18 protein-coding genes and 4 pseudogenes are annotated in these 23,940 nt (G+C 74.3%); 11 read left to right on the forward strand and 11 right to left on the reverse strand.

All coding sequences use genetic code 11. The features are described 5' to 3' along the window. Positions 1-448: 448 nt before the first annotated feature. From ACF9IK_RS32010 to sigK, 6 genes and pseudogenes are all read right to left on the reverse strand, one after another. Positions 449-1,297: a helix-turn-helix domain-containing protein gene (locus ACF9IK_RS32010; RefSeq protein WP_395297563.1), complete on the reverse strand. Its 849-nt coding sequence runs from the start codon at positions 1,295-1,297 to the stop codon at positions 449-451. 38 nt (positions 1,298-1,335) lie between these two features. Then, positions 1,336-1,863 (reverse strand): DUF6879 family protein, encoded by a 528-nt coding sequence (locus ACF9IK_RS32015; protein ID WP_395297564.1) that lies wholly within the window; start codon positions 1,861-1,863, stop codon positions 1,336-1,338. Next, complete coding sequence (locus tag ACF9IK_RS32020) at positions 1,817-2,098, reverse strand: hypothetical protein (RefSeq protein WP_395297565.1); 282 nt, start codon at positions 2,096-2,098, stop codon at positions 1,817-1,819. Before ACF9IK_RS32020 ends, ACF9IK_RS32015 begins: the two co-directional genes overlap by 47 nt. Positions 2,099-2,198: 100 nt before the next feature. Next, positions 2,199-2,480: pseudogene (locus ACF9IK_RS32025) on the reverse strand (transposase); the annotation flags it as partial. Continuing rightward, on the reverse strand, positions 2,471-3,253 hold the full coding sequence (locus tag ACF9IK_RS32030; RefSeq protein ID WP_395297566.1) for an anti-sigma factor: 783 nt from the start codon (positions 3,251-3,253) through the stop codon (positions 2,471-2,473). The gene ACF9IK_RS32030 and the pseudogene ACF9IK_RS32025, both read right to left, overlap by 10 nt. After that, on the reverse strand, positions 3,250-3,837 hold the full coding sequence (gene sigK, locus ACF9IK_RS32035) for an ECF RNA polymerase sigma factor SigK (RefSeq protein WP_428846375.1): 588 nt from the start codon (positions 3,835-3,837) through the stop codon (positions 3,250-3,252). Before sigK ends, ACF9IK_RS32030 begins: the two co-directional genes overlap by 4 nt. Positions 3,838-4,086: 249 nt before the next feature. Between sigK and ACF9IK_RS32040 the strand changes: the two genes are divergently transcribed. Next, the gene (locus ACF9IK_RS32040; RefSeq protein WP_395297567.1) at positions 4,087-5,733 is read left to right on the forward strand and encodes a molybdopterin-dependent oxidoreductase; all 1,647 of its coding nucleotides are present in this window, start codon (positions 4,087-4,089) and stop codon (positions 5,731-5,733) included. A gap of 68 nt (positions 5,734-5,801) precedes the next feature. Continuing rightward, entirely contained in the window at positions 5,802-6,470 is a 669-nt protein-coding gene (locus ACF9IK_RS32045) for a fasciclin domain-containing protein (RefSeq protein WP_395297568.1), read from the forward strand. A gap of 188 nt (positions 6,471-6,658) precedes the next feature. On the opposite strand, the gene ACF9IK_RS32050 is transcribed toward ACF9IK_RS32045, so the two are convergent. From ACF9IK_RS32050 to ACF9IK_RS32070, 5 genes and pseudogenes are all read right to left on the reverse strand, one after another. After that, positions 6,659-7,069: a carbohydrate-binding protein gene (locus tag ACF9IK_RS32050; RefSeq protein WP_395298733.1), complete on the reverse strand. Its 411-nt coding sequence runs from the start codon at positions 7,067-7,069 to the stop codon at positions 6,659-6,661. Then, a pseudogene (locus ACF9IK_RS32055) lies at positions 7,049-7,849 on the reverse strand (Tat pathway signal sequence domain protein); the annotation flags it as partial. The pseudogene ACF9IK_RS32055 and the gene ACF9IK_RS32050, both read right to left, overlap by 21 nt. Before the next feature lie 326 nt (positions 7,850-8,175). Beyond that, the gene (locus ACF9IK_RS32060) at positions 8,176-8,988 is read right to left on the reverse strand and encodes a hypothetical protein (protein WP_395297569.1); all 813 of its coding nucleotides are present in this window, start codon (positions 8,986-8,988) and stop codon (positions 8,176-8,178) included. Positions 8,989-9,049: 61 nt separating this feature from the next. Beyond that, positions 9,050-10,912, reverse strand: a complete 1,863-nt coding sequence (locus tag ACF9IK_RS32065; protein WP_395297570.1) for an aminotransferase class V-fold PLP-dependent enzyme — start codon at positions 10,910-10,912, stop codon at positions 9,050-9,052. Positions 10,913-10,958: 46 nt separating this feature from the next. Continuing rightward, entirely contained in the window at positions 10,959-13,247 is a 2,289-nt protein-coding gene (locus ACF9IK_RS32070) for an MMPL family transporter (RefSeq protein ID WP_395297571.1), read from the reverse strand. 72 nt (positions 13,248-13,319) lie between these two features. On the opposite strand from ACF9IK_RS32070, the gene ACF9IK_RS32075 reads away from it, so the two are divergent. The 9 genes and pseudogenes from ACF9IK_RS32075 (at position 13,320) to ACF9IK_RS32115 (ending at position 23,900) form a co-directional block, all read left to right on the forward strand. After that, positions 13,320-13,943 carry a TetR/AcrR family transcriptional regulator gene (locus tag ACF9IK_RS32075; protein WP_395297572.1) on the forward strand — a complete coding sequence of 208 codons (624 nt, stop codon included), beginning with the start codon at positions 13,320-13,322 and terminating at the stop codon, positions 13,941-13,943. A gap of 288 nt (positions 13,944-14,231) precedes the next feature. Continuing rightward, complete coding sequence (locus ACF9IK_RS32080) at positions 14,232-15,125, forward strand: MBL fold metallo-hydrolase (RefSeq protein WP_395297573.1); 894 nt, start codon at positions 14,232-14,234, stop codon at positions 15,123-15,125. Positions 15,126-15,361: 236 nt separating this feature from the next. Further along, positions 15,362-16,972, forward strand: a pseudogene (locus ACF9IK_RS32085) (AMP-binding protein); the annotation flags it as partial. A 93-nt stretch (positions 16,973-17,065) separates the two neighbouring features. Next, positions 17,066-17,389, forward strand: a pseudogene (locus ACF9IK_RS32090) (acyl-CoA thioesterase); the annotation flags it as partial. Continuing rightward, positions 17,386-19,920 (forward strand): FAD-dependent monooxygenase, encoded by a 2,535-nt coding sequence (locus tag ACF9IK_RS32095; RefSeq protein ID WP_395297574.1) that lies wholly within the window; start codon positions 17,386-17,388, stop codon positions 19,918-19,920. The pseudogene ACF9IK_RS32090 and the gene ACF9IK_RS32095, both read left to right, overlap by 4 nt. An 11-nt stretch (positions 19,921-19,931) precedes the next feature. Then, positions 19,932-20,975 carry a carbon-nitrogen hydrolase family protein gene (locus ACF9IK_RS32100; RefSeq protein WP_395297575.1) on the forward strand — a complete coding sequence of 348 codons (1,044 nt, stop codon included), beginning with the start codon at positions 19,932-19,934 and terminating at the stop codon, positions 20,973-20,975. After that, positions 20,972-22,084, forward strand: coding sequence for a cupin domain-containing protein (locus ACF9IK_RS32105; RefSeq protein WP_395297576.1), 1,113 nt, complete (start codon positions 20,972-20,974; stop codon positions 22,082-22,084). Before ACF9IK_RS32100 ends, ACF9IK_RS32105 begins: the two co-directional genes overlap by 4 nt. Before the next feature lie 11 nt (positions 22,085-22,095). Further along, entirely contained in the window at positions 22,096-23,031 is a 936-nt protein-coding gene (locus ACF9IK_RS32110; protein WP_395297577.1) for a fumarylacetoacetate hydrolase family protein, read from the forward strand. After that, on the forward strand, positions 23,028-23,900 hold the full coding sequence (locus ACF9IK_RS32115) for a maleate cis-trans isomerase family protein (protein WP_395297578.1): 873 nt from the start codon (positions 23,028-23,030) through the stop codon (positions 23,898-23,900). The genes ACF9IK_RS32110 and ACF9IK_RS32115 overlap by 4 nt, the downstream gene beginning before the upstream one ends. The last annotated feature ends 40 nt before the right edge of the window (positions 23,901-23,940 follow it).

Raw genomic sequence — 23,940 nt, forward strand, 5'->3', positions numbered from 1 at the left:
CTGTCTTCGCCTCTTTGCCCGCCAGCTCGCTGACGACGAGTTCGCCCGTCCCGACCAGGTTGTCCAACCCTCACGTGCGCAGCGTGGTGCGCACCAGGCGCCGGGCCGCCGACGCTGACTGCGGTTCATAGGACAGCAGAGCCCCGGCGGAGCTGGCCGCCGGTGGCCGCTTCGGGGCCTCGACGGTCGTGGTCACCGGGAACCTCGCACCCGCCGGCACGCCCCGGGCGCGGCCGTGGCCGGTGGGCGGGGTATGCGCTGCGCGGCCACGGCGGTTCTCCGCTCTCGTCGGCGGTGACGGCTGCGCCCACCCGACGGAGGCGGGCGGGCGCAGCGGCCCCAGGACGCCCGCCGGGGCCGGGTGTCCGGTCCGTCACGGCGGGCGACGAATCGACGGTAGGGAGTGCGCGGCCGGGTCCTCAACGAGGTTGCGCCATCTTGCGCGAAGTCACCCGAGAGTGGCTATCGCCGCGGTGATCAGCTGACGTGCCCCAGCCCCGCGGACGGCCATCGAAGCCAGGTCGGTGAAGGTGCGAACGTAGTCGGCGATCTCGCGGGGCTGGGTGATCCGCAGGTAGCCGGAGGTCAGCTCGACGGCCACTTCGGCCTCGTCGAACATATAGAAGTCCTCGACCGGCAGGTGCGGCCGGTCGGGCCGGGTCGGGATAACGCCGATGCTGACGAACGGGCTGGAAGTGACGGCGAGCAGGTGGCCGAGCTGGGCGGCCATCGTCTCCGGGTCGCACACCGCGGCGCGCAGCACCCACTCCTCGATGAGCAGGCCGAAGCGGTGCCGGCCGGAGAAGAGCATCCGTTGGCGTTCCAGTCGGGCCTCGACGGCGTCGGCGACGTCGTCGACTTCGACGCGGGCGCGCTGGATCGAGCGAAGGACGGCGGTGGTGTACTCGGGGGTCTGGACCATGCCCGGCATGACGCGGCTGGCGTAGACGCGGAACAGGTGGGTGCGGTGGTAGAGGGCGGCTACGGACTCCTGGGCGGCGCGCAGTCCGCTGCGCTCCATGCGGCGCCACTCGGTGTACATGGAGTCCACCGTGCGGGCGGCGGCGATGAGGTCGGGGACCTGGTCGGCGGCGTCGCAGGCGGTGCACCAGGCACGCAGGTCGTCCTCGGAGGGGGCGGACTTGCCGCTCTGGATCCGGGAGGTCTTCGCCGGGTGCCACCCGCAGCGGGCGGACAGCTCGTCGCCGGTCAGGCCTGCGTCCTTGCGCAGGCCGACCAGGCGGTTGGCGAGTGCCTTGCGCGCCTCGATGACGCTGGACGACGGGGACGACGACATGGTGCTGGCTGCCCGGCGGGTGGTGGTGGACGGATCGGTCAGACGGTGTACCGGGCGTGCGGGACGGCCCGTTCCCAGACCGCTTCGAAGGCGCCGTTCACCATCTTCACCACGGCCGGATCCTCGGTGACCTCGTGGCCGGCCCACTCACCGTCCCCGGTGAACCAGTGAAAGAGCACCAGTCGCTCGTCGACCAGCCACAGGTCGTTGCCCGGCAGCGCGAGGTCCGAGGCCTTCGACCGGGGCAGCCAGCGGACCTGCTCGCCGAGTGCGACGTTGTGCCGCTCGGTGATCGCGTGTTCCCACCGGATGTAGGCGGTCACCGGCTCCGAGACGATCCTCGCCCGGCGCATCACCACTCCGCGGCCGACCGTCTCCCGCACCAGGGCCGCCCAGGTGGTGTACTCCTCCGGCAGGTCGTACGCCTCGGGCCGGTCCACCGGAAGGCCGGCTCGCCAGTCGGCGAAGACGGGGTCGTCCATGTAGGAGTCGCGCATCTCCAGGTGGCAGGCGGAGCGGTCAGCGCTCCTCAGCAGGGCGCCAAAGTCCGGCATGCTCGGCTTCATCGCACACCTTTCGCAGGAACGGGATCATCCGGACCGGGATCCGGACGACGCCTTCGTGGTCCGGGACGCCGGTGGGGTGGCCTTCCACCCACTCGGTCTCGCTGATCACGCGGTACATCTCCATGTCGGGCAACCAGCCCTGGATGACGATCTCCGCCTTCTCGTCTTCCAACCACACGGTCGGAGACCCGCCGTTGGGTGTGTCCGGGTCGATGCCCCTGAACCGTAGTGCCATGACCGCTCCTTGTGCCAAGCCGGTTGCGGATCCTTGCGCCTCCACGGTTCCGCTCGGCTGACTGACCGTCAAGAGCGCGCGGGCGCAGCCGGGCGGCACTCACCTCGTCCTTGAAGCCGTGGCCCACCAGGGTTTTCTCCAGCCGCATCCCGCATCGCTCGCACGCCCGGTCGTGCAGGGCTGTGCCGGCGGCGTTCTCGTGCGCCGATGCGGCCAGGAGCACGACACCGATGATCAGCCCCAGCACGTCGACGGCCAGCCCTCGCTTGCTGCCCGGCGTCCTCTTGTTCGCATCCAGTCCCGTCGTGGTCTTTGGGACACCCGCGGCCGCGCGCACGGACTGGGTGTCGATGACCACGAGGGACGGGACCTCTAGGCGGCGCGGGCCCGGGTCAGCTGCAGGGCCATGATCGGCTGGGTGGTGGGCCGGTCCGAGCCCCCTGCCGGCTCCTCGGTGACACCGACGGCGCGGGCGCCGTCGAGGGGTGCGGTGAGGACGAGGGCGCCGTCGCCGGCCGGCAGCAGACCGGCCGGGCTGAGGGTGCCCGCGTGGTCGAGCCAGAGTTCGTAGACGCGGCCGGGCCCGGGGGCGGGGAGTCCGGCCGCGAGGAACCCCGCCCGGTTGCGGCTGGCCGACCAGACCACGGACCCGGTCCCGGAACCGGCTGCGGTGGCGGTCGTCACCCGGGCGTCGGGAGCGGTCAGCAACTCGCCGAAGGCCGCCTGCTGCACCCGCAACCGCTCGGCCGCGGCACGCTCCTGTCGCGCCTGATCGTGCTGCTGTACGGAGAGGACGCCGAGCGCGGTGGCCGCCGCGAGGGAGGCGGCGAGGGCGAACCGCGGCCATCGGGCCCGGCGGCGGACCGCCCTCGGTGCTGCCGAAGCCGCGACGACCTCGCTGCGCAGGGGACCCGGCGGCAACTGGCGCTCGTACTCCAGCCGGGCCAGGACCCTGGCGCGCATCCCGGGCGGGGGCGGGACCGCCTGGGCCGCATCCAGGCGGGTGAGGGCCGCGGAGAAGCCCGCCACCTCCTCCCCGCAGGTGTCGCATCCGCGCAGGTGGGCCTCGAAGGCGTCGCGCTCGTCGTCGTCGAGGGCGTTCAGCGCGTAGGCGCCGGTGAGCAGGTGGGGGTTGCCGTCGTCGAGGGTGGTCATGATCCGGCTCCCAGGCAGTCGCGCAGCCGGATCAGGGCGTCACGCATGCGGGTCTTGACGGTTCCCAGCGGCGCGCGCAGCCGTTCGGCGACCTCCCGGTACGTCAGGCCCTGGTAGAACGAGAGCAGGACGGACTCGCGCTGCAGATCGGTGAGGCGGCGCAGGCAGTGCCGGACCTGCTGTTGGTCCAGGTGGGCCTCGGCGCGCTCGGCGACCTCGTCGAACGGGGTCTCCCGGGTGCCGGCGGCCGCCTTCTGGTCGCGGTCGGCCGCCGCGCGGCAGTGACGGACCCGGTCCACGGCCCGCCGGTGGGCGATGGTCATCACCCACGACATCACCTCACCGCGGTCCGGGTCGTAGCGGGCCGCGCCACGCCACACTTCCAGCATCACGTCCTGCATCACCTCCTCCGACTGGGCCTCGTCCCGCAGGACCCGGCGCACCAGGCCGAACACCGGGCCGGCCACCGCGTCGTACAGACGGGCGAACGCCTCGTGGTCACCTCGGGCCACGTGCTCCATCACCGTCCTCAGATCGGACGGGGGCTCGGCTTCGCCGCGCCGCAGGAAGGCGACGGAGCTCACTGCCCCCGCCTCCGCCACCCGCGGCCCGGAGGGCGGGTGTGCCGGGGGCGGGCGCCGGCCGGTCGGCCGGGGGCGGCACGCATGGCGGCCTCCCGGTTACTGCTCGGGACTTCGAGGCTGTGGTTCATCGGTCGCACGGTATTCGCCGGCGGTGGTCCGGCGGATTGCCTGCGGCCTGATCCGGTGCGCCAAGTCACCCGATCAGGTGAAGCCGGGCGCTTCACCCATCCGCCGCAGCCGACCACCCGAATGCGAGACGTGAGCAATGACGTGACCACTGTCCGCGCCCGGCGTCGCGTACCGGCCGGAGCACTGCCGGCCCGGATGGCGTACGGGATCACCGCCGCCTGCGCGGCCGTCGCCGTGGGCGAGGCGGCGGCGGCGTTCGTGCGCCCGCAGGCGGCCCCGGTGGTCGCGATCGGCTCGGCCGCGATCGACCTCGCACCCACCGCGGTCAAGGTGTGGGCGGTGCGCTCCTTCGGCACGTCCGACAAGACGGTCCTCCTCGCCGGGATCCACGCCACCATGGGCGTGCTCGCGGCAGCCCTGGGACCGGTGGCCGCCCGCCGCCGCGCCGCCACCGTCGTGCTGCCGACCGGCTTCGGCCTGCTCGGTGCGTGGGCGGCACTCGCCCGCCCGGACGCACATCCCGCCGACGCCCTGCCCTCGGCCCTGGCCGCCCTGGCCGCCACCGCCGTCCTGCTCCTGCTGCTGCCGCACCGTCGCCCCCGCCCGGCGGTACGGCCGAGCGGGCCCGAGCCGCAGCGCCACCCCGGCACCGGCGCCACGAGCACGCGCGACGACCCGCCCGCCACGCCGCACCCCCGCTCCGGGCGCCGCACAGCGCTGACCGCCGGCGCCGTCATCGCCCTCTCCGCAGGCCTCGCCGCCGCCGGGCGCCACCTGGCCGACCGCCGCAACGACGTCTCCGAGGCCCGCGCGGGCCTCACCCTCCCGCGCCCGGCTCGCCCCCTGCCACCACCGCCCTCCCGGGCCGCACTGCCGATCCCCGGACTGGCGCCGCTCCACACCCCGGCCGGCGACTTCTACCGTGTCGACACCGCGCTCACCCTGCCCCGCATCGACCCCCGTGACTGGACCCTGCGCATCCACGGCATGGTCGACCGCCCCGTCGAACTGTCCTTCGCCGACCTGCTCGCGCTGCCGCTGGAGGAGCTGGACCACACCCTGTCGTGCGTGTCCGGCGAGGTCGGCGGACCCTACGTGGGCACGACCCGCTGGCTTGGCGCCTCACTGCCCGCGCTGCTGCGGCGGGCCGGGGTGCGCGCGGGTGCCGACCAGCTGCTCGGCCGTTCGAAGGACGGCATGACGATCGGCACGCCTCTGGAGTGCGTCCTCGACGGCCGCACCGCGCTGCTCGTGGTGGCCATGGACGGTGCGCCCCTGCCGGTCGCGCACGGTTTCCCGTGCCGCAGCGTGGTCCCCGGCCTCTACGGCTACACCTCGGCCACCAAGTGGCTGGTCGACCTGGAGGTGACCACCTTCGCCGCCCGCGACCCCTACTGGGTGCAGCGAGGCTGGGACCGGACCGGCGAGGTGCGCACCGCCTCCCGCATCGACGTGCCCGCCGCCTTCGCCCGCGTCCGGGCCGGGGACGTCACCGTCGCAGGCACGGCCTGGGCCACCCACCGCGGAGTCGCCGCCGTCGAGCTCCGCGTCGACGGCGGGCCCTGGCAGGAGGCGGAACTCGCCGCCGACGCGGGGCCCGACATGTGGCGCCAGTGGCACCACACCTGGCACGCCGCCGTCCCGGGTACGCACCGGCTGGAGGTCCGCGCCACCGACGCCACCGGAGCCGTGCAGGACGAGACCCGCAGACCTCCCTTCCCCTCCGGGGCGACCGGCTGGCACAGCACCGTCGTCACCGTCCACTGAACCAACCGACGCGCCGCGGCCCTCCGCCGCGTGCGACACGACACCACCACCCGAGAAGAGAAGAACTGATGACCGCCATCCAGCGCCGCAAGCCCGTCACCGCCCTGCTCGTCGGAGGCGTCCTCGCCGCCGCCCTCACCGCCTGCGGCGGCAACGGGGGCGAGGCGTCCGACACGGCCGGCGGCGCCACGACGGCCACCGCGGCCGCATCGGCCTCCACCCCGGCCCCGCCCGCGGACTCCCCGGTCGGCCAGGCCATGGCCGGAGAGCCGTTCGGTGCCGCCTGCACCGCCGTGCCCAAGGAGGGAGCCGGATCCTTCACCGGCATGGCCGCCGACCCGGTCGCCACCGCGGCCTCCAACAACCCCCTGCTCTCCACCCTCGTCACCGCCGTCCAGAAGGCCGGGCTCGTGGACACCCTCAACTCCGCGAAGGACATCACCGTCTTCGCCCCCACCAACGAGGCCTTCGCCAAGCTGCCGAAGAAGGACCTCGACGCGGTCCTCGCCGACCAGGACCGGCTCACCAAGATCCTCACCTACCACGTCGTGCCGCGGCGTCTGGCCCCCGCCGACCTGACCGGTGCTCACAAGACCCTGGAGACCCACACGGTCACCGCCACCGGGACCACTCCCGACTTCACCGTCAACGGCTCCGCGAAGGTCCTGTGCGGGAACGTGCAGACCGCCAACGCCACCGTCTACATCGTCGACACCGTCCTGATGCCCGCCTCCTGACCCGCCCCGTCCCGAACCGCGGTCCCCGGCCCCACGTCCCCAGGGCCGGGGACCGCGTCACCTCCCGCCCTCCCGGCCCGTGGCCACCCCGCCGCTGGTAGCCTGCCGGCCGATGCCGAGATCGCGCCGGCCTGCTGCGGAGCTCCCGGATCCGCGGGCCCTTCGGCGACGGCGCCGTGGTCCCGTGGTCAGCGGACGGTGATCCGGTCGAGGTTGGGGCCGCCGTCGGCGGTGGTCGAGGTGACCCGGACGGTGTTCGCGCCGGCCTTCAGCGAGATCGGCAGCGACGTGGTCGACCAGGTGTCCCAGCCTCCGGTGGGCGGGAAGGCGTGTCCGACGGCTGCCAGGACCCCGTTGACGGTGACGTCCATCGGCCGGTCGGCGCCGGTGCCGTTGGCGTAGGCCAGGTCGAGGGCGGCCGCGGACGCGGCGCCCGACGGTACCGTCCACTCGGCGTAGCTCCCCTCGGCCCTGGCCAGGTTGACGAACCCGATGCCGCTGAAGCCGGCGTGGTTCGTGTCGATGGTGCCGCGGGCGATCCGGGCCTCCTCGGCCCGGTAGACGCCCGAGCCTCCGGGGACCAGCTGGTAGCCGCGCATCGCGGTGGTGAGCAGGTAGCAGTTCTGGAGTGAGCCCGAAGTGTCGCCGAGCGAGCGGTAGATGCCCCACTTGGGCCGCACCCGGTCGGCGAGGAAGGTGTCGACGCCGGTCTTCGAGACGTCGATCAGGGTGCTGCCGGCGCTGCGCAGGATCCACCGCACCGAACCCGAACTGCCGTCCCCCACCTTGATCTGGAAGTCCACGTCCACCCAGCGGTCGTGCAGCGGGTCCAGGCCGGTACGTCCGACCAGGACCCCGCTGATGGGGAGTCGGAGCTCGATCGTCTGCGCGCCGTTCACCCGGCGCAGGGACTGCACGACGATCGGCGAGGTGCCGTTGCCGGGCTGCTTCATCTGCATGATGTGGGTGAAGGTGGTGGTCGCCTTCAACGAGGAGGGGATGTACATCGAGTAGGTGGTGCGCCAGGTCTGGCCGGACCGCCACTCCAGGAGGGCGCCGCCCGCCGGGCTGCGCATGCCGGTGACCTCGTGGCGCTGCCGGTCGGTGGCGGAGTCCCGGTCCACCGTGTGCATGTTCCAGCGGTAGTTGCCGTTCTCGACCCGGATGTGGGGGTGGCCGGCCGGGTGGGAGCCGGCGCGGTCGTCCTCGATCGTCTCGAAGGCGGCGAGGCCGTCGGTGGCGGCCGAGGGTGCCCAGCGCTGCTGCCAGCTGGAGACGGTCAGGTTGGTGGCTGCCGAGGCGCCGGTGCGCGGCAGCGCGGCGGTCGCGGCCGCGGTGAGGGCGGCACCGAGGACGGTCCGGCGGGAGGGCCTGTTCACGGGGGCTCCTTGCGGTCGGTGGGCGGTGTCGGCTGCACGGCCCGTGCGGACGGGCGCCGGCGGAAGCGGATCCGCCGGCGTCGGCGCCGCGGGGTCCTGCAGCGGGTCGAACCGGCCGTCGGGTCGGGGTGGTCGAGGCGGCGGAGGCGGTTCGGCGTCAGCCCGTGGTGGTGGCGGGCCGCGAAGTCACGCTCCGGGTGGACTCGTTCATGCCGTCGCCGCGCCTTCCTCGACGGGGGTGGGCTGGGTGACGTACAGAATTCCGACATGAGGGAGCACGGTCAAGAGATTTGGTTAGGAAAGTTTCCCAACTGGCCCTGGGTGGGTCAGCGGCGGGCGGCGCGGCGGCGGCCGAGGTGTGCGGCCGCGCAGCCGGCGGCGACCAGTGCGGCCGCGCCGACGGCCGTGACGGCCAGCAGGCCGTCGTCGGCTCCGGTGGCGGCCAGTACCGGAGCGGCGGTGGCCGAGGCCTGCGCCGGGGCCGGCGCTCCGGAGGAAGGGGCCGCCGCGGCCGAGGCGGTTACCGGCGCCGTGGGCGCGGCCGTCCGAGCGGCCGTCGGAGTGGTGGAGGCCGGGGCGGCGGTGGTCGTCGGGGCGGCCGGGCTCGTCGGACCGGCGGTCGGCTTGGGCGGGCAGGCCGTGCCGCCGTTCCACGAGGCGATCAGCAGGCCGGAGAACGGCTCGTCCGGGTAGTGCGGCAGCGGGTGGTCGCTGTCCTTCCCGTCGTACTTCCCGCCGACCCCGTAGAGCGCCAACTCGCCGAAGCAGTGCGGCAGGTGGCCGCTGACGTCGAGTGTGTCGCGGTAGTGCTCGCGGGTGAGCGTCGTGGTCGCCCAGCCGAGGAAGGTCTGTCGGCCCGAGGTGGCCCAGCTCGCGCCCTGCGTCTCGTACGACCCCAGGGAGACGTGGTAGTCGCAACCCGCGGTGGGCTCGCCGGCCAGCCGGACCTGGACGGTGCCCGACGGGGAGGGGATCGCTGCGCCGTCGGTCCAGTCGGCGCCGCCGTCCACGGAGTACTGGACCGGCGGCCGCCCGCAGGCGGGTTCGGCGTGGGCGGCGGGCACGGCGAGGACCGCGGGTCCGGCGGTGAAGGCGAAGGCCGTGATCGCCGCCAGGCCGCGGCGAAGGTTGCTGGACAAGGGTGTGCTCCTGGTGCGACGGGTTGGAGAACGGTGGACCGGTACGAAGGGCGCCGGGGGCTCAGGCGCCGTGCCCTCGGTGCGCGGAGGCGTCCAGGGGAAGGAGGTTCACGGGCAGCAGGGGGAACCAGCGCAGCGCCTCGAAGCCGGCGGGCAGCCCGTTCGGGGTCCCCGAGGCGGCGTCGGCCGGGGCGTCGGCCGTGGTGTCCGGCACGGCCTCGACCGCGGGCTCGGGCCGCTCGGCGAGCAGCGCGCGGGCCTGCTCCAGCTGCTCCTGCAGCGCACCGGGCGGGAATCCCGGTGCGGTCGCCGTTCGGGTCCGCTGCCACCGCCGGCCGCGGAAGTCGGCCAGCCGGACGCCGGGTTCCCCGGCCGGGCGCGCGCGATGGCGCCACAGTCCGGTGCGGGGGTCGAACGCGTAGTCCGGCAGCAGTCGGTGACCGTCGGAGGCCACCAGCTCGACGGCGGCCAGGACGTACTCCAGCGCCTCGTCCGTGGTGAAGTACGGGAAGCTCACCCGCGTCCACCCGGGCTTGATCCCCTCGAACCCCTGACCGACGATCACCTCCCGGAATCCGGCGGACCGTTCGGCGTCGATGCCCAGCAGCCGGTGGCCGTACGGGCCGGCGCAGGAACAGCCGCCGCGCGCCTGGATGCCGAAGAGGTCGTTGAGCACGGCCGTGACGAGGTTGTGGTGCAGGTAGCGGTCGGGCCGGTTCCGGTCCCGGACCAGGAAGGACACCACGGGCAGCCGGGGCGTGTCGGTACGCCCCAGCAGCCGCAGGCCGGGGTGGCGGCCCCAGCCGTCCCGCACCCGGGCCCAGGCGGCGTCCTCCCGCTCCTGGATGAGCCGGGTGCCGACGTCCTCCTTGAGGGCGAAGACCAGGCCCGCGCGGATCGACTCGACGACGGCCGGGGTGCCGCCCTCCTCGCGGGCGACCGGGTCGGTGACGTAGTCGTGGTCGAGCGGGCCGACGTAGGACACGGTGCCCCCGCCGGGCACGGTCGGCACCGGCCCGACCAGCAGGTCCCGGTGGGCGACCAGGATGCCCGGAGTCTGGGGACCGCCGACGAACTTGTGCGGCGAGAGGAACACCGCGTCCTTGTGGTCGCCTCGGCCGGGGGCGGACTCCGCGACGCGGATCGGCAGGTAGGGCCCGGCCGTCGCGAAGTCCCAGCAGGCCAGGGCGCCATAGGCGTGCAGGAGGGCGGATATCCGATCCGTGTCGGCCAGGATGCCGGTGACGTTGGACGCGGCGGAGAAGCTGCCGACCCGCAGCGGACGGTGGGCGTGGAGGAGCAGTTGGGTGCGGAGGTCGTCCTCGTCGAGCCGGCCGTCGGCGCCCTCGCGGATCACCACGACGTCGGCGGCCGACTCGCGCCACGGCAGTTCGTTGGAGTGGTGCTCGTAGGGGCCGACGAAGACCACCGGGCGGTCGTGCTCCGGCAGCCCGGCACCGTAGCGGCGGCTGCGCCGGGACGGGCTGCGCAGGTCGAGCAGGGCCACCAGGCGGTCCACGGCGGCGGTGGTGCCGGAGCCGCAGAAGAGCACCGCGTGGTCGTCCCCCGCCCCGACGGCGCGGTGGATCAGCGCGCGTGCCTCCTCGCGGAGGCGGCCGGTGTGCAGGCCGTTGCCGGAGCTCTCGGTGTGGGTGTTGGCGTAGCGGGGGAGCACGGCGTCGCGGACGAAGTCCTCGACGAAGTCCAGGGGGCGGCCGGAGGCGGTGTGGTCGGCGTAGGTGATCCTGCGCGGGCCGTACGGGCCGTCGATGAGGTCGCCCTCGCCGATCAGCCCGGCCTGGATGCGGGCGAGGAGGTCGGCGGCCGCGGTGTCGGTGGGGGCGGGGCCGGCGACGGCGGGTCCGGCGGTGGGCCGGGTGCCCGGGCGGGGCTGGTCACCGCAGTGCGAAGAAGGGGTCATCATCCCAATGTCATAGCTTGAACCGTGGCTGTGTCTCATGAGGTTCGCCCTATCGGGCGGGCTCGGCCGTCGGCCGGGGGGAGGCGCCGTCCCCGGGGGCGGCGAGGTCTGCGGCTCGTCCGTCGCCCTCGATGTCGAGGTGCGGCAGCAGGCGGTCGAGCCAGCCGGGCAGCCACCAGTTCCCGTCGCCGAGCAGGACCATGGTGGACGGCACCAGCAGGCCGCGGACCACGGTCGCGTCGAGCGCGACGGCGGTGGCCAGGCCGACGCCGAACATCTTGACCACCGGATCGTCGGAGAGCAGGTAGCTCAGGAAGACCGCGACCATGATCAGGGCCGCCGAGCTGATGATCCGTCCGGTGCCTGCGAGGCCCGCCACCACCGCGCGACGGCTGTCGCCCTCCCGCAGGTAGCCCTCGCGCACGGCGCTGAGCAGGAACACCTCGTAGTCCATCGAGAGCCCGAAGAGCACCGCGAACATCAGCAGCGGAACGTAGCCGGGGACCGCCACAGGGCCTTCCAGGCCGATCAGTTCGGCGCCCCAGCCGTGCTGGAAGACGGCGCTGAGCACGCCGTACGCGGCGGCGACCGAGACCAGGTTCATCACGGCCGCCTTCACGGCGACGACCGGCGAGCGGAAGGCGAGCAGCAGGAGCAGGCCCGCGACCGTCAGGACGAACCCGACGACGAGCGGCATCCGGTGCGCGATCCGCGTGTTGAGGTCGGCCTGGGCGGCGGTCGCCCCGCCGACGTGCAGCACCTGGCCGCTGCCGGCGGTGGCGGAGGGCAGGACGTCGGAGCGCAGCCGGTGGACCAGCGCGGTGGTCGCGGCGTCGGAGGGGGCGGTGGCCGGGGTGACCTGCCAGCGGGCGGTGCGGCCGTCGGCGGCCACCGTGGGCTGGCCGACGGCGGCGACGCCCTCGGCGCCGCGCAGCGCGGCGGTCACGGTGGCCAGGCGCGGATCGACGGCACCCGCCCCGCCGGCCTGGGCCGGGGTGGGCAGGACGTCGACGACCTGGAGCACGCCGTTGGACCCGGGGCCGAAGGCCGCCGCCATCCGGTCGTAGGCGGTGCGGCTCATGGTGCCGGAGGCCTTGCCGCCGGCGTCCAGCTGGCCGAGGTGGAGGTTCAGCGCCGGGGCGGCGAGGACGCCGAGCAGGGCGAGACCGGCCAGCAGCAGGGGCCAGGGCCTGGCGGCGACCAGCGCGGCGATCCGGCCCCAGCCGCGCGGGCGGGCGTCCGGGGCGGGAGCGGACCGTGCGGGGGTCAGGCGCTTCCCCAGCAGGACGAGCACCGCGGGCAGGAGGGTGAGGTTCACGCCCACCGCCGTGACCACGGCGATCGCGGGGGCGAGGGCCAGGGCGTAGAGCAACGGGAGCCCGCCGAGCGCGAGCCCCGCGAGGGCGGCGACGACGGCGCTGCCCGCGAAGGCGACGGACTTGCCCGAACCGGTCGTGGTGCGCACCGCGGCGTCCTCGATGCCGACCCCCGCGGCGCGCAGCTCGCGGAAGCGGCTGAGCCCGAACAGGGTGTAGTCGATCCCGACGCCGAGGCCGATCATGGCGGCGATGGTCTCGCCGGCCTCGGGGACGTCCATCAGGTGGCCGGCCAGGCCGACGGCCGGCAGGGCGATGCCGAGGCCGGTGATCCCGGCGAGCAGCGGCAGCCCGGCGGCGACGAGACTGCCGAGGGTGAGGACGAGGATCACCAGGGCCGTCCCGAGGCCGATGGCCTCGCTGCGGCCGGTGGTCCCCTTGTCGACCGCGGCGGCGAGGAATCCGCCTGGCGTCACCTCGATGCCGGCGGCGGTGGCCGGTGCGGCCGCGGCCAGCACGGCCTCGGTGGTGCCGGCTGTCACCTCCCGCCCGGTGAGGTCGAGTTCGACCGAGAGGTAGGCGGTGTGGCCGTCGGCGCTCACCGCCGCGGCACCGGCCGGTTCGTACGGCGTGGTGACGGCCACCACGTGCGGCACCGCGGCCACGGCCGATGCCGCCGCCCGGACCGCCGCGGCGGCCCCGGGGGTGGTGAGCGGGGCCGCGGAGGCCTCGGTGTGCAGCAGTACGGGCTGGCGGCCGGACGCCGGGCCGGGGAAAGCCCGTTCGGTGACGTCCTGGGCGGCCTGGCTGTCGCTGCCGGGAATGGAGACGGCCTCGCTGGTGACGCGCCCGAACGCCCCGAGAGCGGTGAGCGCGATGGCGAGCAGCAGCAGCCAGGCCGCGACCACGCGCTTGGGCCTGCGGGCGCACCAGCGCCCCGTGCCGGTGAACATCTGCGGCGGACCGTCCTTCTTCGCGGTGGCGGGACCGCGGCGGCGTCCGGCCGAACTAATTGCACTCACCGTGCAACGCGTACACTTGCACTCACGGTGCAAAGATGTCAAAGAGACGCCGACGAGACGCCGGAGTGACCCGTGAAACGGACCGAAGCCGCCACGCCAGGACCCGACGGACGCACGGAACGCGGACGTCAGACCCGCGAGAAGATCGCCGACGCGATGCTGTCGCTGCTCGACGAGAACCAGGCGCACTTCCCGGCCGACAGGGTCGCCGAACGGGCGGGCGTCTCAAGGCGGTTGGTGTTCCACCACTTCGCGGACATGGGGCAGCTGGCCGAGGTCGCCGTCGGCCGGCGCCTCTCCCAGCTGCTGGAGCAGGCCGGGCCGCTGCCCACCGAGGGGCCACGGGGGGTCCGGGTCTCGGCGCTCGCGGAGCAGCGCGGCCGCATCCTGGAGGGCATCACCCCGGCCCGGCTCGCCATCATGCGGCTGGAGAACCCGTCCGCCCGCGTCCAGGAGGGCGTCCAGCAGATGCTGGACTTCGCCCGGCTGCGGCTCACCCAGATCTTCGCCCTGGAGCTCGATCCGCTCCCCGAACCCGCCCGGACCGACCTGCTGAACGGCCTCGACGCGGTCACCACGTGGAGCAGCTGGCACCACTGGCGAAGCTCCGGGTTGAGTCCCGAGCAGGCCCGCCACACCATGGCGGCCACCGTCCACGCCCTCCTCGCCGCCGCGGACCGCCCGGCCGGGGCGTGAGCCCTCCCGGCCCGGCGGCGGGGCCGGGACGGCCGGGCGTCTCCTGCGGCGCCTGGCCGGCCGGTTCGGTCGCCGCGAGCTCCGGGCCGCGGCCTTCCGCCGCCGTGTCGGCAGCTCCCCGGCGGACCGCCGGGGAGCGTTCCGCGCGCAGCACCGTGCGGCCCGGCGCAGGGCCGCGTGCGCCACGTGGTGCGGGCGGGGCGCGGGCCCGGGAGAGTGGAGACATGCGTGGTCGAGCCTCGCCAGGACGTCGGCGGGCGCGCTCGCAGGCATGATCGGAGGAGCATCGTGACCACAGACACCGCCCTCGGCTACGACGTGTTCGTCCTCGACCCGTCGCCGCTGACCGGGTCCGGACCGCTGCCCAACGGGGAACCGCGGCGCTACCAGCCCATCGCGGTCACCCTCGTCCACGGCCGGCAGGACGCCGTCCTCGTCGATCCGCCGCTCACCACCGAGCAGGCGCAAAGGGTCGGGGACTGGGTCGAGGCGAGCGGGAAGCGGCTGACGCACATCGTCGCCACCCACGGTCACGGCGACCACTGGTTCACCGCCGACATGCTCGCCGGGCGCTTCGGCGCCCAGGTGATCGCCTCCGCCGGGACCATCGATCGGATGCACGACAACGTGTCGGCGCGGGAACTGCTCTGGGACGTGATGTGGCCGGACCAGATCCCGGTGACCGCCGTCACGGCCGAGACGGTCCCCGGCAACCGGCTCGCCCTCGAAGGGCACGACCTCCGCCTCGTCGAGGTCGGGCACGCGGACAGCGACGACTGCACCGTTCTGCACGTGCCGGACCTCGGTCTGGTGGTGGCCGGCGACGCGCTCTACAACGGCGTGCACCTGTATCTCGGCGATGCGGCCGATGGGGAGTTCGGCCCGTGGCGCAAGGCCATCGACACGGTCGCGGCCCTGCAGCCGCGCCGGATCGTCGCGGGCCACCAGAACAAGAACCTCGACGACGACGCCGGCCGGATCATCGCCGAGACCCGCCGGTACCTCGACGACGCCGAGGCCGTCCTGGCCGAGCAGGCGACGGCGGAAGGCTTCTTCGCGGCGATGCTGGAGGGTCACCCCGACCGGCTCGGCAGGACCGTCCTGTGGGTGAGCGCACGGGCGCTGTACTTCGCTCGTGAGGGGGACGACCCCTGGCAGTCCCTCATGGCGGCCTGGCTCTGATCGGACGCCGCCGGCCGCGAGGTGGGACCGCCGGCGGTTGCCGGGGGGCGAAGGGCCCGCTCGGGGGGCTGTCTCCGTACCCACCGGCGGCTCCTGTGCCGACCGGCGGCGCCGCCGCCCTTCGCCGGCGTGCCAGCCGGGCGGCAGGCGGCCGGGTGTTTGTAGCGATCTCTTGACTGGCGTCACCAGAGCGCCATACTGGCCTCACTCCCCGCTCGCCGAAGAGGTGCCGCCGCATGGAGCTCACACCCTCAGCGCATCTGGACACGTTCTGCCGCGACAACCTCCCGCCGCTCGACCAGTGGCCGGAACTTCTCTTCGAACTCCCCGAGCTGGCCTATCCGGACCGGCTCAACTGCGCGCACGTGCTGCTCGACGAGTCGATCGAGCGCCTCGGCCCCGACCGGCGGTGCCTGCTCACTCCGACGGAGCAGTGGAGCTACGGCGAACTGCGCGAGAACGCGGACGCGGTGGCCCGGGTCCTGACCGAGGACCTGGGCCTCGCCACCGGCAACCGGGTGCTGCTGCGCGGCCCCAACACCCCCTGGCTGGTGGCGTGCTGGCTCGGGGTGCTGAAGGCCGGCATGGTGGCGGTCACCACCATGCCGCTGCTGCGGGCACCCGAACTGACCGCGATGCACGAGATCAGCCTGCCGGCGGCGGCGCTGTGCGACCACCGCAGCCTGGCCGAGCTGGAACGGGCCGCCCCGCGGGACCTGACCGTCCTGGCCTACGGCGGTCCCGGACCGGACGACCTGATCGCCCGCTGCGCCGCCCGGCGCGGCCGCTTCACCGCCGTGCCGACCGCCGCCGACGACGTGGCGCTGATCGCCTTCACCTCCGGTACCACCGGCCGGCCCAAGGCCACCCTCCACTTCCACCGCGACGTCCTCGCCAACGCCGACACGTTCTCCCGGCACGTCCTTCGGCCCACCCCGCATGACCTCTTCGCCGGCACTCCGCCGCTCGGCTTCACCTTCGGCCTCGGCGGCCTCGTGGTCTTCCCGCTGCGGGCCGGCGCCGCCACCCTGCTGCTGGAGCAGGCCGGCCCGGAGGAGCTGACCGAGCAGGTCGCCCGGCACCGGGTCAGCGTGCTGTTCACCGCGCCCACCGCCTACCGGGCGATCCTGGCCGCCGGGCTGGCCGGCCGGCTGGCGGGTGTACGGCGATGCGTCTCGGCCGGCGAGCACCTGCCGGCCTCCGTCTGGGAGGCCTTCCACGCGGCCACGGGGCGGCGGCTGGTCGACGGGATCGGGGCCACGGAGCTGCTGCACGTGTTCATCTCCGCCGCCGACGGTGACATCCGCCCCGGCGCGACCGGCCGGCCGGTCCCCGGCTACCGGGCCGCCGTGCTCGACACGGACGGCGTGCCGGTGCCGGACGGCAGCCCGGGACTGCTCGCCGTCAAGGGCCCCACCGGATGCCGCTACCTGCGCGACGAGCGCCAGCTCAGCTACGTGCGCAACGGCTGGAACCTCACCGGCGACACCTACGTGCGTGACCGCGACGGCTACTTCTGGTACCAGGCGCGCACGGACGACATGATCGTCTCGGCCGGCTACAACATCGCCGGACCCGAGGTCGAACGGGTGCTGGCCGACCACCCGGACGTGCTGGACAGCGCGGTGGTCGGCGTGCCCGACGAGCGGCGTGGCAGCGTGGTCCGGGCGTACGTGGTGCTGCGCGAGGGCGTGCCGGCGGGGCCCGGGACCGTCCGGGCACTCCAGGAGCACGTCAAGCGGACGATAGCGCCGTACAAGTACCCGCGTGAGATCGAGTTCGTCACCGAACTGCCGCGCACCGCCACCGGCAAGCTGCACCGGGCCGAGCTGCGCCGTCGGGCGGCGGTGCACCCGGCCAGCGTGGCGGTGGAGCGGCGGGTGGAGTGGTCGGACACCGACGCGGCCGGGCACTACCACTTCTCGGCGGTGCAGCGCTGGGTCGAGGCGGCGGAGGCGGTGCTGCTGCGCCGGCTCGGTCTGGCCGGGCTGTTCGGCCGGATCCCGCGGGTGCACTTCGAGGCCGACTACCGCGAACGCCTCTGGTTCGGCGACCAGGTCCGCACCGAGCTGCGCGTCCTGCGGGTCGGAGGCTCCTCGCTGCACTACGCCTTCGAGGTGCACGGCCCGCTGGGCCTGGCCGCGACCGGGCGGATGTCGGTGGTGCACGCCGCCGCGCAGGCCAAGGGCGCCGAACCCTGGCCCGCCGAGGTGCGCCGGGCGCTCGCCGAGTCCGGGCCGCAACGGCCGGAGGGTTACCGGTGACCGGCGGCGTGCCGCCGGTGAACGGCGGGGGCGTGCCGGCAGGCTCCGCGGTGCGGCGGATCGCGGTGATCGGCGCGGGTCCCGGCGGTCTCTACTTCGCCGCGCTGGCCAAGAAGTTGGCGCCGCACCGGGAGATCACCGTGTGGGAGCGCGACGCCCGCGACGACGCCCACGGCTTCGGCGTGGTCTTCTCGGACGAGACGCTGGACGGCATCGCCCAGGCCGATCCGCCCGTCCTCGCCGCGCTGTCCGCCGAGTTCGCCCGCTGGAGCGACGTCGACGTCCGCTACGCCGGCCAGGTCCGCACCTGCGGCGGGCACGGCTTCGCCGCGCTGGACCGCAACCGGTTGCGCACGATCCTGCAACAGCGCTGCGCCGCTCTGGGGGTGGACGTGCGCTACCGCACGCCCGCGCCGCCGGTGGCCCGACTGGCGGCGGGGTACGACCTGGTGGTGGCCGCCGACGGGGTGCGCTCGGCCACCCGGGCGGCGTTCGCGGAGGCCTTCCGGCCCGAGCTGGACGAGCGGCACTGCCGCTACATCTGGCTCGCCACCGACAAGGTCTTCGAGGCCTTCACCTTCATCGTCGAGCAGCACGACTTCGGCGCGCTCCAGGTGCACGCCTATCCGTACAGCCGCCGGCGCTCGACGTTCATCGTGGAGATGGCCGAGGAGGCGTGGCGCAAGGCGGGCTTCGAGGAGCCGGCCGGCCGGGAGCCGGGGCGCGGGGAGAGCGACCTGCCGAGCGTGCTGCGGTGCGAGCGGCTGCTCGCTCCGCACCTGGACGGGCACCGGCTGATCCCCAACGCCTCGCGCTGGATCCGTTTCACCACCGTGCGCAACGCGAGCTGGCACCACCGCAACGTGGTGCTGCTCGGGGACGCCGCGCACACCGCCCACTTCTCGATCGGATCGGGCACCAAGCTGGCCCTGGAGGACGGCCTGGCGCTGGCCGCCGCACTGCACGAACACCCTTTGCTCGAAGCTGCGTTGGTGGCCTACGAGCGCGAGCGGCGGCCGGTGGTGGAGTCCGCGCAGCGGGCCGCGCAGGCGAGCCTGGAGTGGTTCGAGACCGTCGGCCGGCACACCGGACAGGGCGCCGATCAGTTCGCCTTCAACCTGCTCACCCGCAGCCGCCGGGTCACCTACGGCAACCTGCGCGCCCGGGACGCCGCCTTCGTGGACGCCGTCGACGCGGCCTTCGGCGGTGCTGCGGACGGCGCGGCGGCGGCCCGCGCGGCGAGCCCCGACAGCGCGGCCTCCCCGGCCGGGGACCCCGACGGCGGCGGCCCGGCGGGGGTTGCGCCGATGTTCCGGCCGCTGCGGCTGGGCCGGCTGCGGCTGCGCAACCGGATCGTGGTGCCGCCGCTGGCCACCTTCACCGCCGTCGACGGGATGCCCAGCGGCTTCGACCGGGCCCAGCTCTGCGCGCAGGTCCTCGGCGGCGCCGGTCTGGTCTTCACCGGCATGACCGCGGTCAGCGCGCGGGGCCGGGCCACCGAGCGGTGTCCGGGCCTGTGGACGGACGCCCAGGAGGCCGCCTGGCGCTCGGTGGTGCGCGCGGCCCGGGAGCTCGGTGACACCCCGGTGGGCATCCAGCTGACCCACGCCGGCCGGCGCGCGGCGAGCACCGTCCCCGGCCCGGACGGGATCGGGCGCCCCCTCGCGGACGGTTGGCCGACGCTGGCGGCCTCGCCGCTGCCATGGGCGGCGGGGGGCCCGGCGCCGCACCCGGCCGGCGCGGCGGAACTGGCCGGTGTGGTCGCCGACTTCGCGGCCGCCGCGGCCCGTGCCGACCGGGCCGGATTCGACGTGCTGGGGCTGCAGTTCGGCCACGGGCACCTGGTCTCCGGTTTCCTCTCGCCGCTGACCAACCACCGTACCGACCGCTACGGCGGGCCGCTGGAGCACCGGGTCCGGCTGGCCCTGGAGGTGCTCGCCGCGGTGCGGGCCGCCTGGCCGGCCGGCAAGCCGATCGTGGTCCGGGTCTCGGCCGCCGACTGGGCGCCGGGCGGAACCACCGAGGCGGAGGCGGTGGCGATCTGCCGGGCACTGGCCGGAGCGGGCGCGGACGCCCTGGACGTCTCCACGGGCGAGGTGGTCGCGCACCAGGAGGTGCCCTACGGGCGCGGCTACCAGGTGCCGTTCGCCGACCTGATCCGCAACGTGACCGGGATCCCGACCATCGCGGTCGGCGCGATCTCCGGTCACGACGACGCCAACTCGGTGCTGCTGGCCGGCCGGGCGGACCTGGTCGCGATCGGCCGGGCCCACCTGTACGACCCGCTGTGGACGCTGCACGCCGCGGCCGAGCAGGGCTACGCGGGCCCCGGGGCGCGCTGGCCGCAGCCGTGGCAGCCGGGCAGCCGTCGGCCGCCCGGGCCCGGCACGGACCGGGTCGCGCCCCGGCTGCGGCTGCTGCCGGAGGCGGCCGCGCCGGTGCACCGCCGCTGGCTTCCGGCGGACGCTCCGGCCGCCGGAAGCCGGGACCAGAACGCCGGCCGGGAGCCGACCGAACCCGTGCCGAACTGAGGGAGGACCGGATGCCCCATCTGCCCCGCTTCACCGCCGCCGCCGTCCAGGCCGCCCCCGTCTACCTCGACGCGGACGCCACCGTCGACAAGGCCGCGGCCCTGATCGCCGAGGCGGCCGCGCACGGCGCCGAACTGGTGGTCTTCCCCGAGGTCTTCGTGCCCGGCTACCCCTACTGGAACTGGACGATGAACCCCGTCCAGGGCTCGCCCTGGTTCGAACGCCTCTACCTGGCCTCGGTCGACGTCCCCGGCCCGCACGTGGACCTGCTGTGCGCGGCCGCCCGCCGGGCCGGGGTGGTCCTGGTGATCGGCGTCAACGAGCGCGGCGGGCCGGCACTGGGAACCCTGTACAACACGCTGCTCACCATCGGTCCGGACGGCCGGCTGCTGGGCGTGCACCGCAAGCTCGTACCGACCTGGGCCGAGAAGCTGACCTGGGCACCGGGCGACGGCAGTTCACTGGTGGTGCACCGCACGCCGGTCGGCCCGCTCGGAGCGCTCGCCTGCGGCGAGAACACCAACCCGCTGGCCCGCTTCACCCTGCTAGCCCAGGGCGAACTGGTGCACGCCGCGAGCTACATCGCACTGCCGGTCGCGCCCGACGACTACGACATGGCGGAGGCGATCGCCCTGCGCGCGGCCGCGCACTGCTTCGAGGGCAAGGTGTTCACCGTGGTCTCCTGCTCGACGATCTCGGCCGAGATCGTCGACCTGGTGGCCGGCGGGGACCAGCAGGTGCGCAAGCAGCTCGCCCGCCCGCGCGCCGCGCTCTCCGGAGTCTTCGGCCCGGACGGGCGCCCGGTCACGGAGCCGCTGGTCGACGAGGAGGGCATCGTCTACGCCGAGATCGACCTCGCGCGCTGCGTCCGGCCCAAGCAGATGCACGACATCGTCGGCCACTACAACCGCTTCGACGTCTTCCGGCTGCACGTCGACACCGGCCCGCACCGGCCCGTGCACCTCCGTGACGGCCACCGGCCCGACGACCACCGGCCCGGCGCGAACCGGTTCCACCCCGAGCAGGAGAGCACCCACCACCAGGAGGACGCGTGAACGACTACGACGACACCCGGCCTGGCCGGGCCAGGGTCGGGAGCAGCCCCGAACTCGACTCCTACTACGAGGAGTTGGCCAAGCAGGAGGCCGGCGCTCTGTGGACGGTGGCGAACGAGATCGAGCCCTGGTACCCGCAGCCCAGGTCCGTCCCGGTGCTCTGGCGCTACGCCGACCTGGCACCACTGGTCCGCAAGGCGCTGCCGCTGGTGCGGGCGGACGACGCCGGCCGCCGGGTGGTGATGCTGGTCAACCCCGGCCGGCGTGAACTGAGCGCGGCCGTCGGTCTGTTGTACACGGGCCTGCAGATCATGGGTCCGGGCGAGGCGATGACCGCGCACCGCCACCAGGCAGCCGCACTGCGCTTCGTCCACGAGGGCACCGGCGCCTGGACGGTCGTGGACGGCCAGAAGCTCAAGGTCGGGCCGCGCGACTTCGCGATCACGCCCAACAACACCTGGCACGAGCACGGCAACGAGGCCTCGGACCAGCCGGTGATCTGGCAGGACGGGCTCGACATCCCGCTGGTCAACGCGCTCGACGCGGGCTTCTACGAGGTCCACCCCGAGCTCTACCAGCAGCCCGGCACGGTCGTGAACTCCTCGCTGCTCAGCTACGCCGGCACCCTGCTGCCGTACGGCGTCGAGAAGTGGAGCCGGCCGTACTCCCCGCTGCTCGGCTGGCCCTGGGAGCCCAGCTACGAGGCGCTCCGGCGGCTGGCCCGGGCGGGCGAAGGATCCCCGTACGACGGCGTGATCATGGAGTACGCCAACCCGGTCACCGGCGGTCCGGTGATGCCGACCATGAGCGCCCACCTGCAACTGCTGCGCCCGGGGCAGGCCACGTCGGCGCACCGGCACACCGGTTCGGTCGTCTACACCGCGGCCAAGGGCCGCGGCGTCTCGGTGATCGCCGGGCAGCGCTTCGAGTGGCAGCAGGGCGACGTCTTCGTGGTTCCGTCCTGGGCCTGGCACGAGCACGCGAACCCCGACCAGGGCGAGGACGCCTGCCTCTTCTCGTTCAACGACTTCCCGGTGATGCGCTCACTCGGCATGTACCGCGAGGAGGCCCACCCGGACAACGGCGGCCACCAGCCCGTCCTCTCGTAAGGAGTCCTTCGATGCACCTGCTCAGCTTCCACACCGGCGGCAGCGACACGCCCCGTCTCGGCGCGCGGAGCGGCGAGCGCGTGGCCGACCTGGCGGCGCTCGCCGCCGCGGCCGGTGCCGAGCTGCCCGGCGATCTGGCCGCGTTGATCCGGGCCGGCGAACCCGCCCTGTCCACCGCGCGAGCGCTGCTGGCCGGTGCACCGGCCGACGCCTGGCTGCCGATCTCCCGGGTCACGCTCCGTGCGCCGCTACGCCCCGGCAAGATCGTCGGAGTCGGCCTCAACTACGTCGAGCACGTCGAGGAGTCGCACCGCTCGCTCGACACCGAGCGCGAACTGCCGGACCGCCCGGTGCTGTTCGGCAAGCCGGCCACCGCCGTCACCGGCCCCGGCGGGCCGATCCTGCACAACGCGGACCTGACCAAGCAGCTCGACTGGGAGTGCGAACTGGCCGTGGTGATCGGCCAGGCCGCCCGCCGGGTCACCGAGGCCGAGGCGCTGCGGCACGTCTTCGGCTACAGCATCGTCAACGACATCAGCGCGCGTGACCAGCGCCGCTCCGGGCAGTGGTTCTTCTCCAAGGGCCAGGACTCCTACTGCCCGTTCGGACCGGTCGTGGTCACCGCCGACGAGATCCCGGACCCGCAGAACCTCGACCTCTCGCTCAAGGTCAACGGTGTGACCAAACAGGACTCCAACACCCGCCACATGCTCTTCGGCATCGCCCGGCTGATCGCCGACATCTCCTCCGGCATGACCCTGGAGCCCGGCGACGTCATCGCCACCGGCTCGCCGTCCGGCGTCGGAGCCGGCCTCGTCCCGCCGCAGTTCCTGCAGCCCGGCGACGTGGTGGAGGCCACGGTCGAGCGGATCGGCACGCTCGCCAACCCGGTCGTCGACGCCCGCGGCCACGAGGCCCGCGACCACGGCGAACTGGCGGGCGCATGACCGCCTACCGGATCGGCCAGATCGTCCCGAGCTCCAACGTCACCATGGAGACCGAGGTGCCGGCCCTGCTGCGGGCGAGGGAGAGGGTCGCCCCCGAGCGCTTCACCTTCCACTCCAGCCGGATGCGGATGACCAGGGTCACGCCCGAGCAACTGCGCGCGATGGACGCCGACTCGGACCGCTGCGCGCTCGAACTCTCCGACGCCCGGGTCGACGTGCTCGGCTACGCCTGCCTGGTGGCGGTCATGAGCAACGGGCCCGGCTACCACCGGGAGGCCGAGCGGCGGCTGCACCGGCGCACCGCCGAGAACGGCGCACCGGCCCCGGTGGTGACCAGCGCCGGCGCCCTGGTGGCGGGGCTGCACGTTCTCGGGGCGAAGAAGGTCGTGCTGGTGGCTCCCTACCTGCGGCCGCTCGCCCGGACGGTGGTGGACTACCTGGCGCACGAGGGCATCACGGTGACCGACCACGCGGCCCTGGAGATCCCCGACAACCTGGCGGTCGCCGCCCACGACCCGGCCCGGCTTCCCGGGATCGCCGCCCGCCTGGCGCACGCCCGGGCGGACGCCGTGGTGCTCTCCGCCTGCGTGCAGATGCCCTCGCTGGCGGCCGTCGAGGAGGCCGAGCAGCGGCTCGGCAAGCCGGTGGTCTCCGCCGCGATCTGCACCGTCCACCAGCTGCTGCGCGCGCTCGGGCTGCCCGCCTTCGCCCCCGGGGCGGGGGCGCTGCTCTCCGGCGCCTACGCGGGGAGCGAGTCACCGGTCCCGGGTCCGGCGCCCAGCACACCGCCGTCCCGGCCGCCGGCGGCCGTGCCGCAGCCGCCCGCCGTCCCGCCGTCGGGATCACTTGGCTGCGCTCCGACAGTATGATCACGCCGGACGGCCGCGGACGCCGGCGCCGCCGCGCGCC

The sequence above is a fragment of the Kitasatospora hibisci genome (assembly GCF_043950205.1).
In the GTDB taxonomy this organism is placed as follows: Bacteria; Actinomycetota; Actinomycetes; order Streptomycetales; family Streptomycetaceae; genus Kitasatospora; species Kitasatospora hibisci.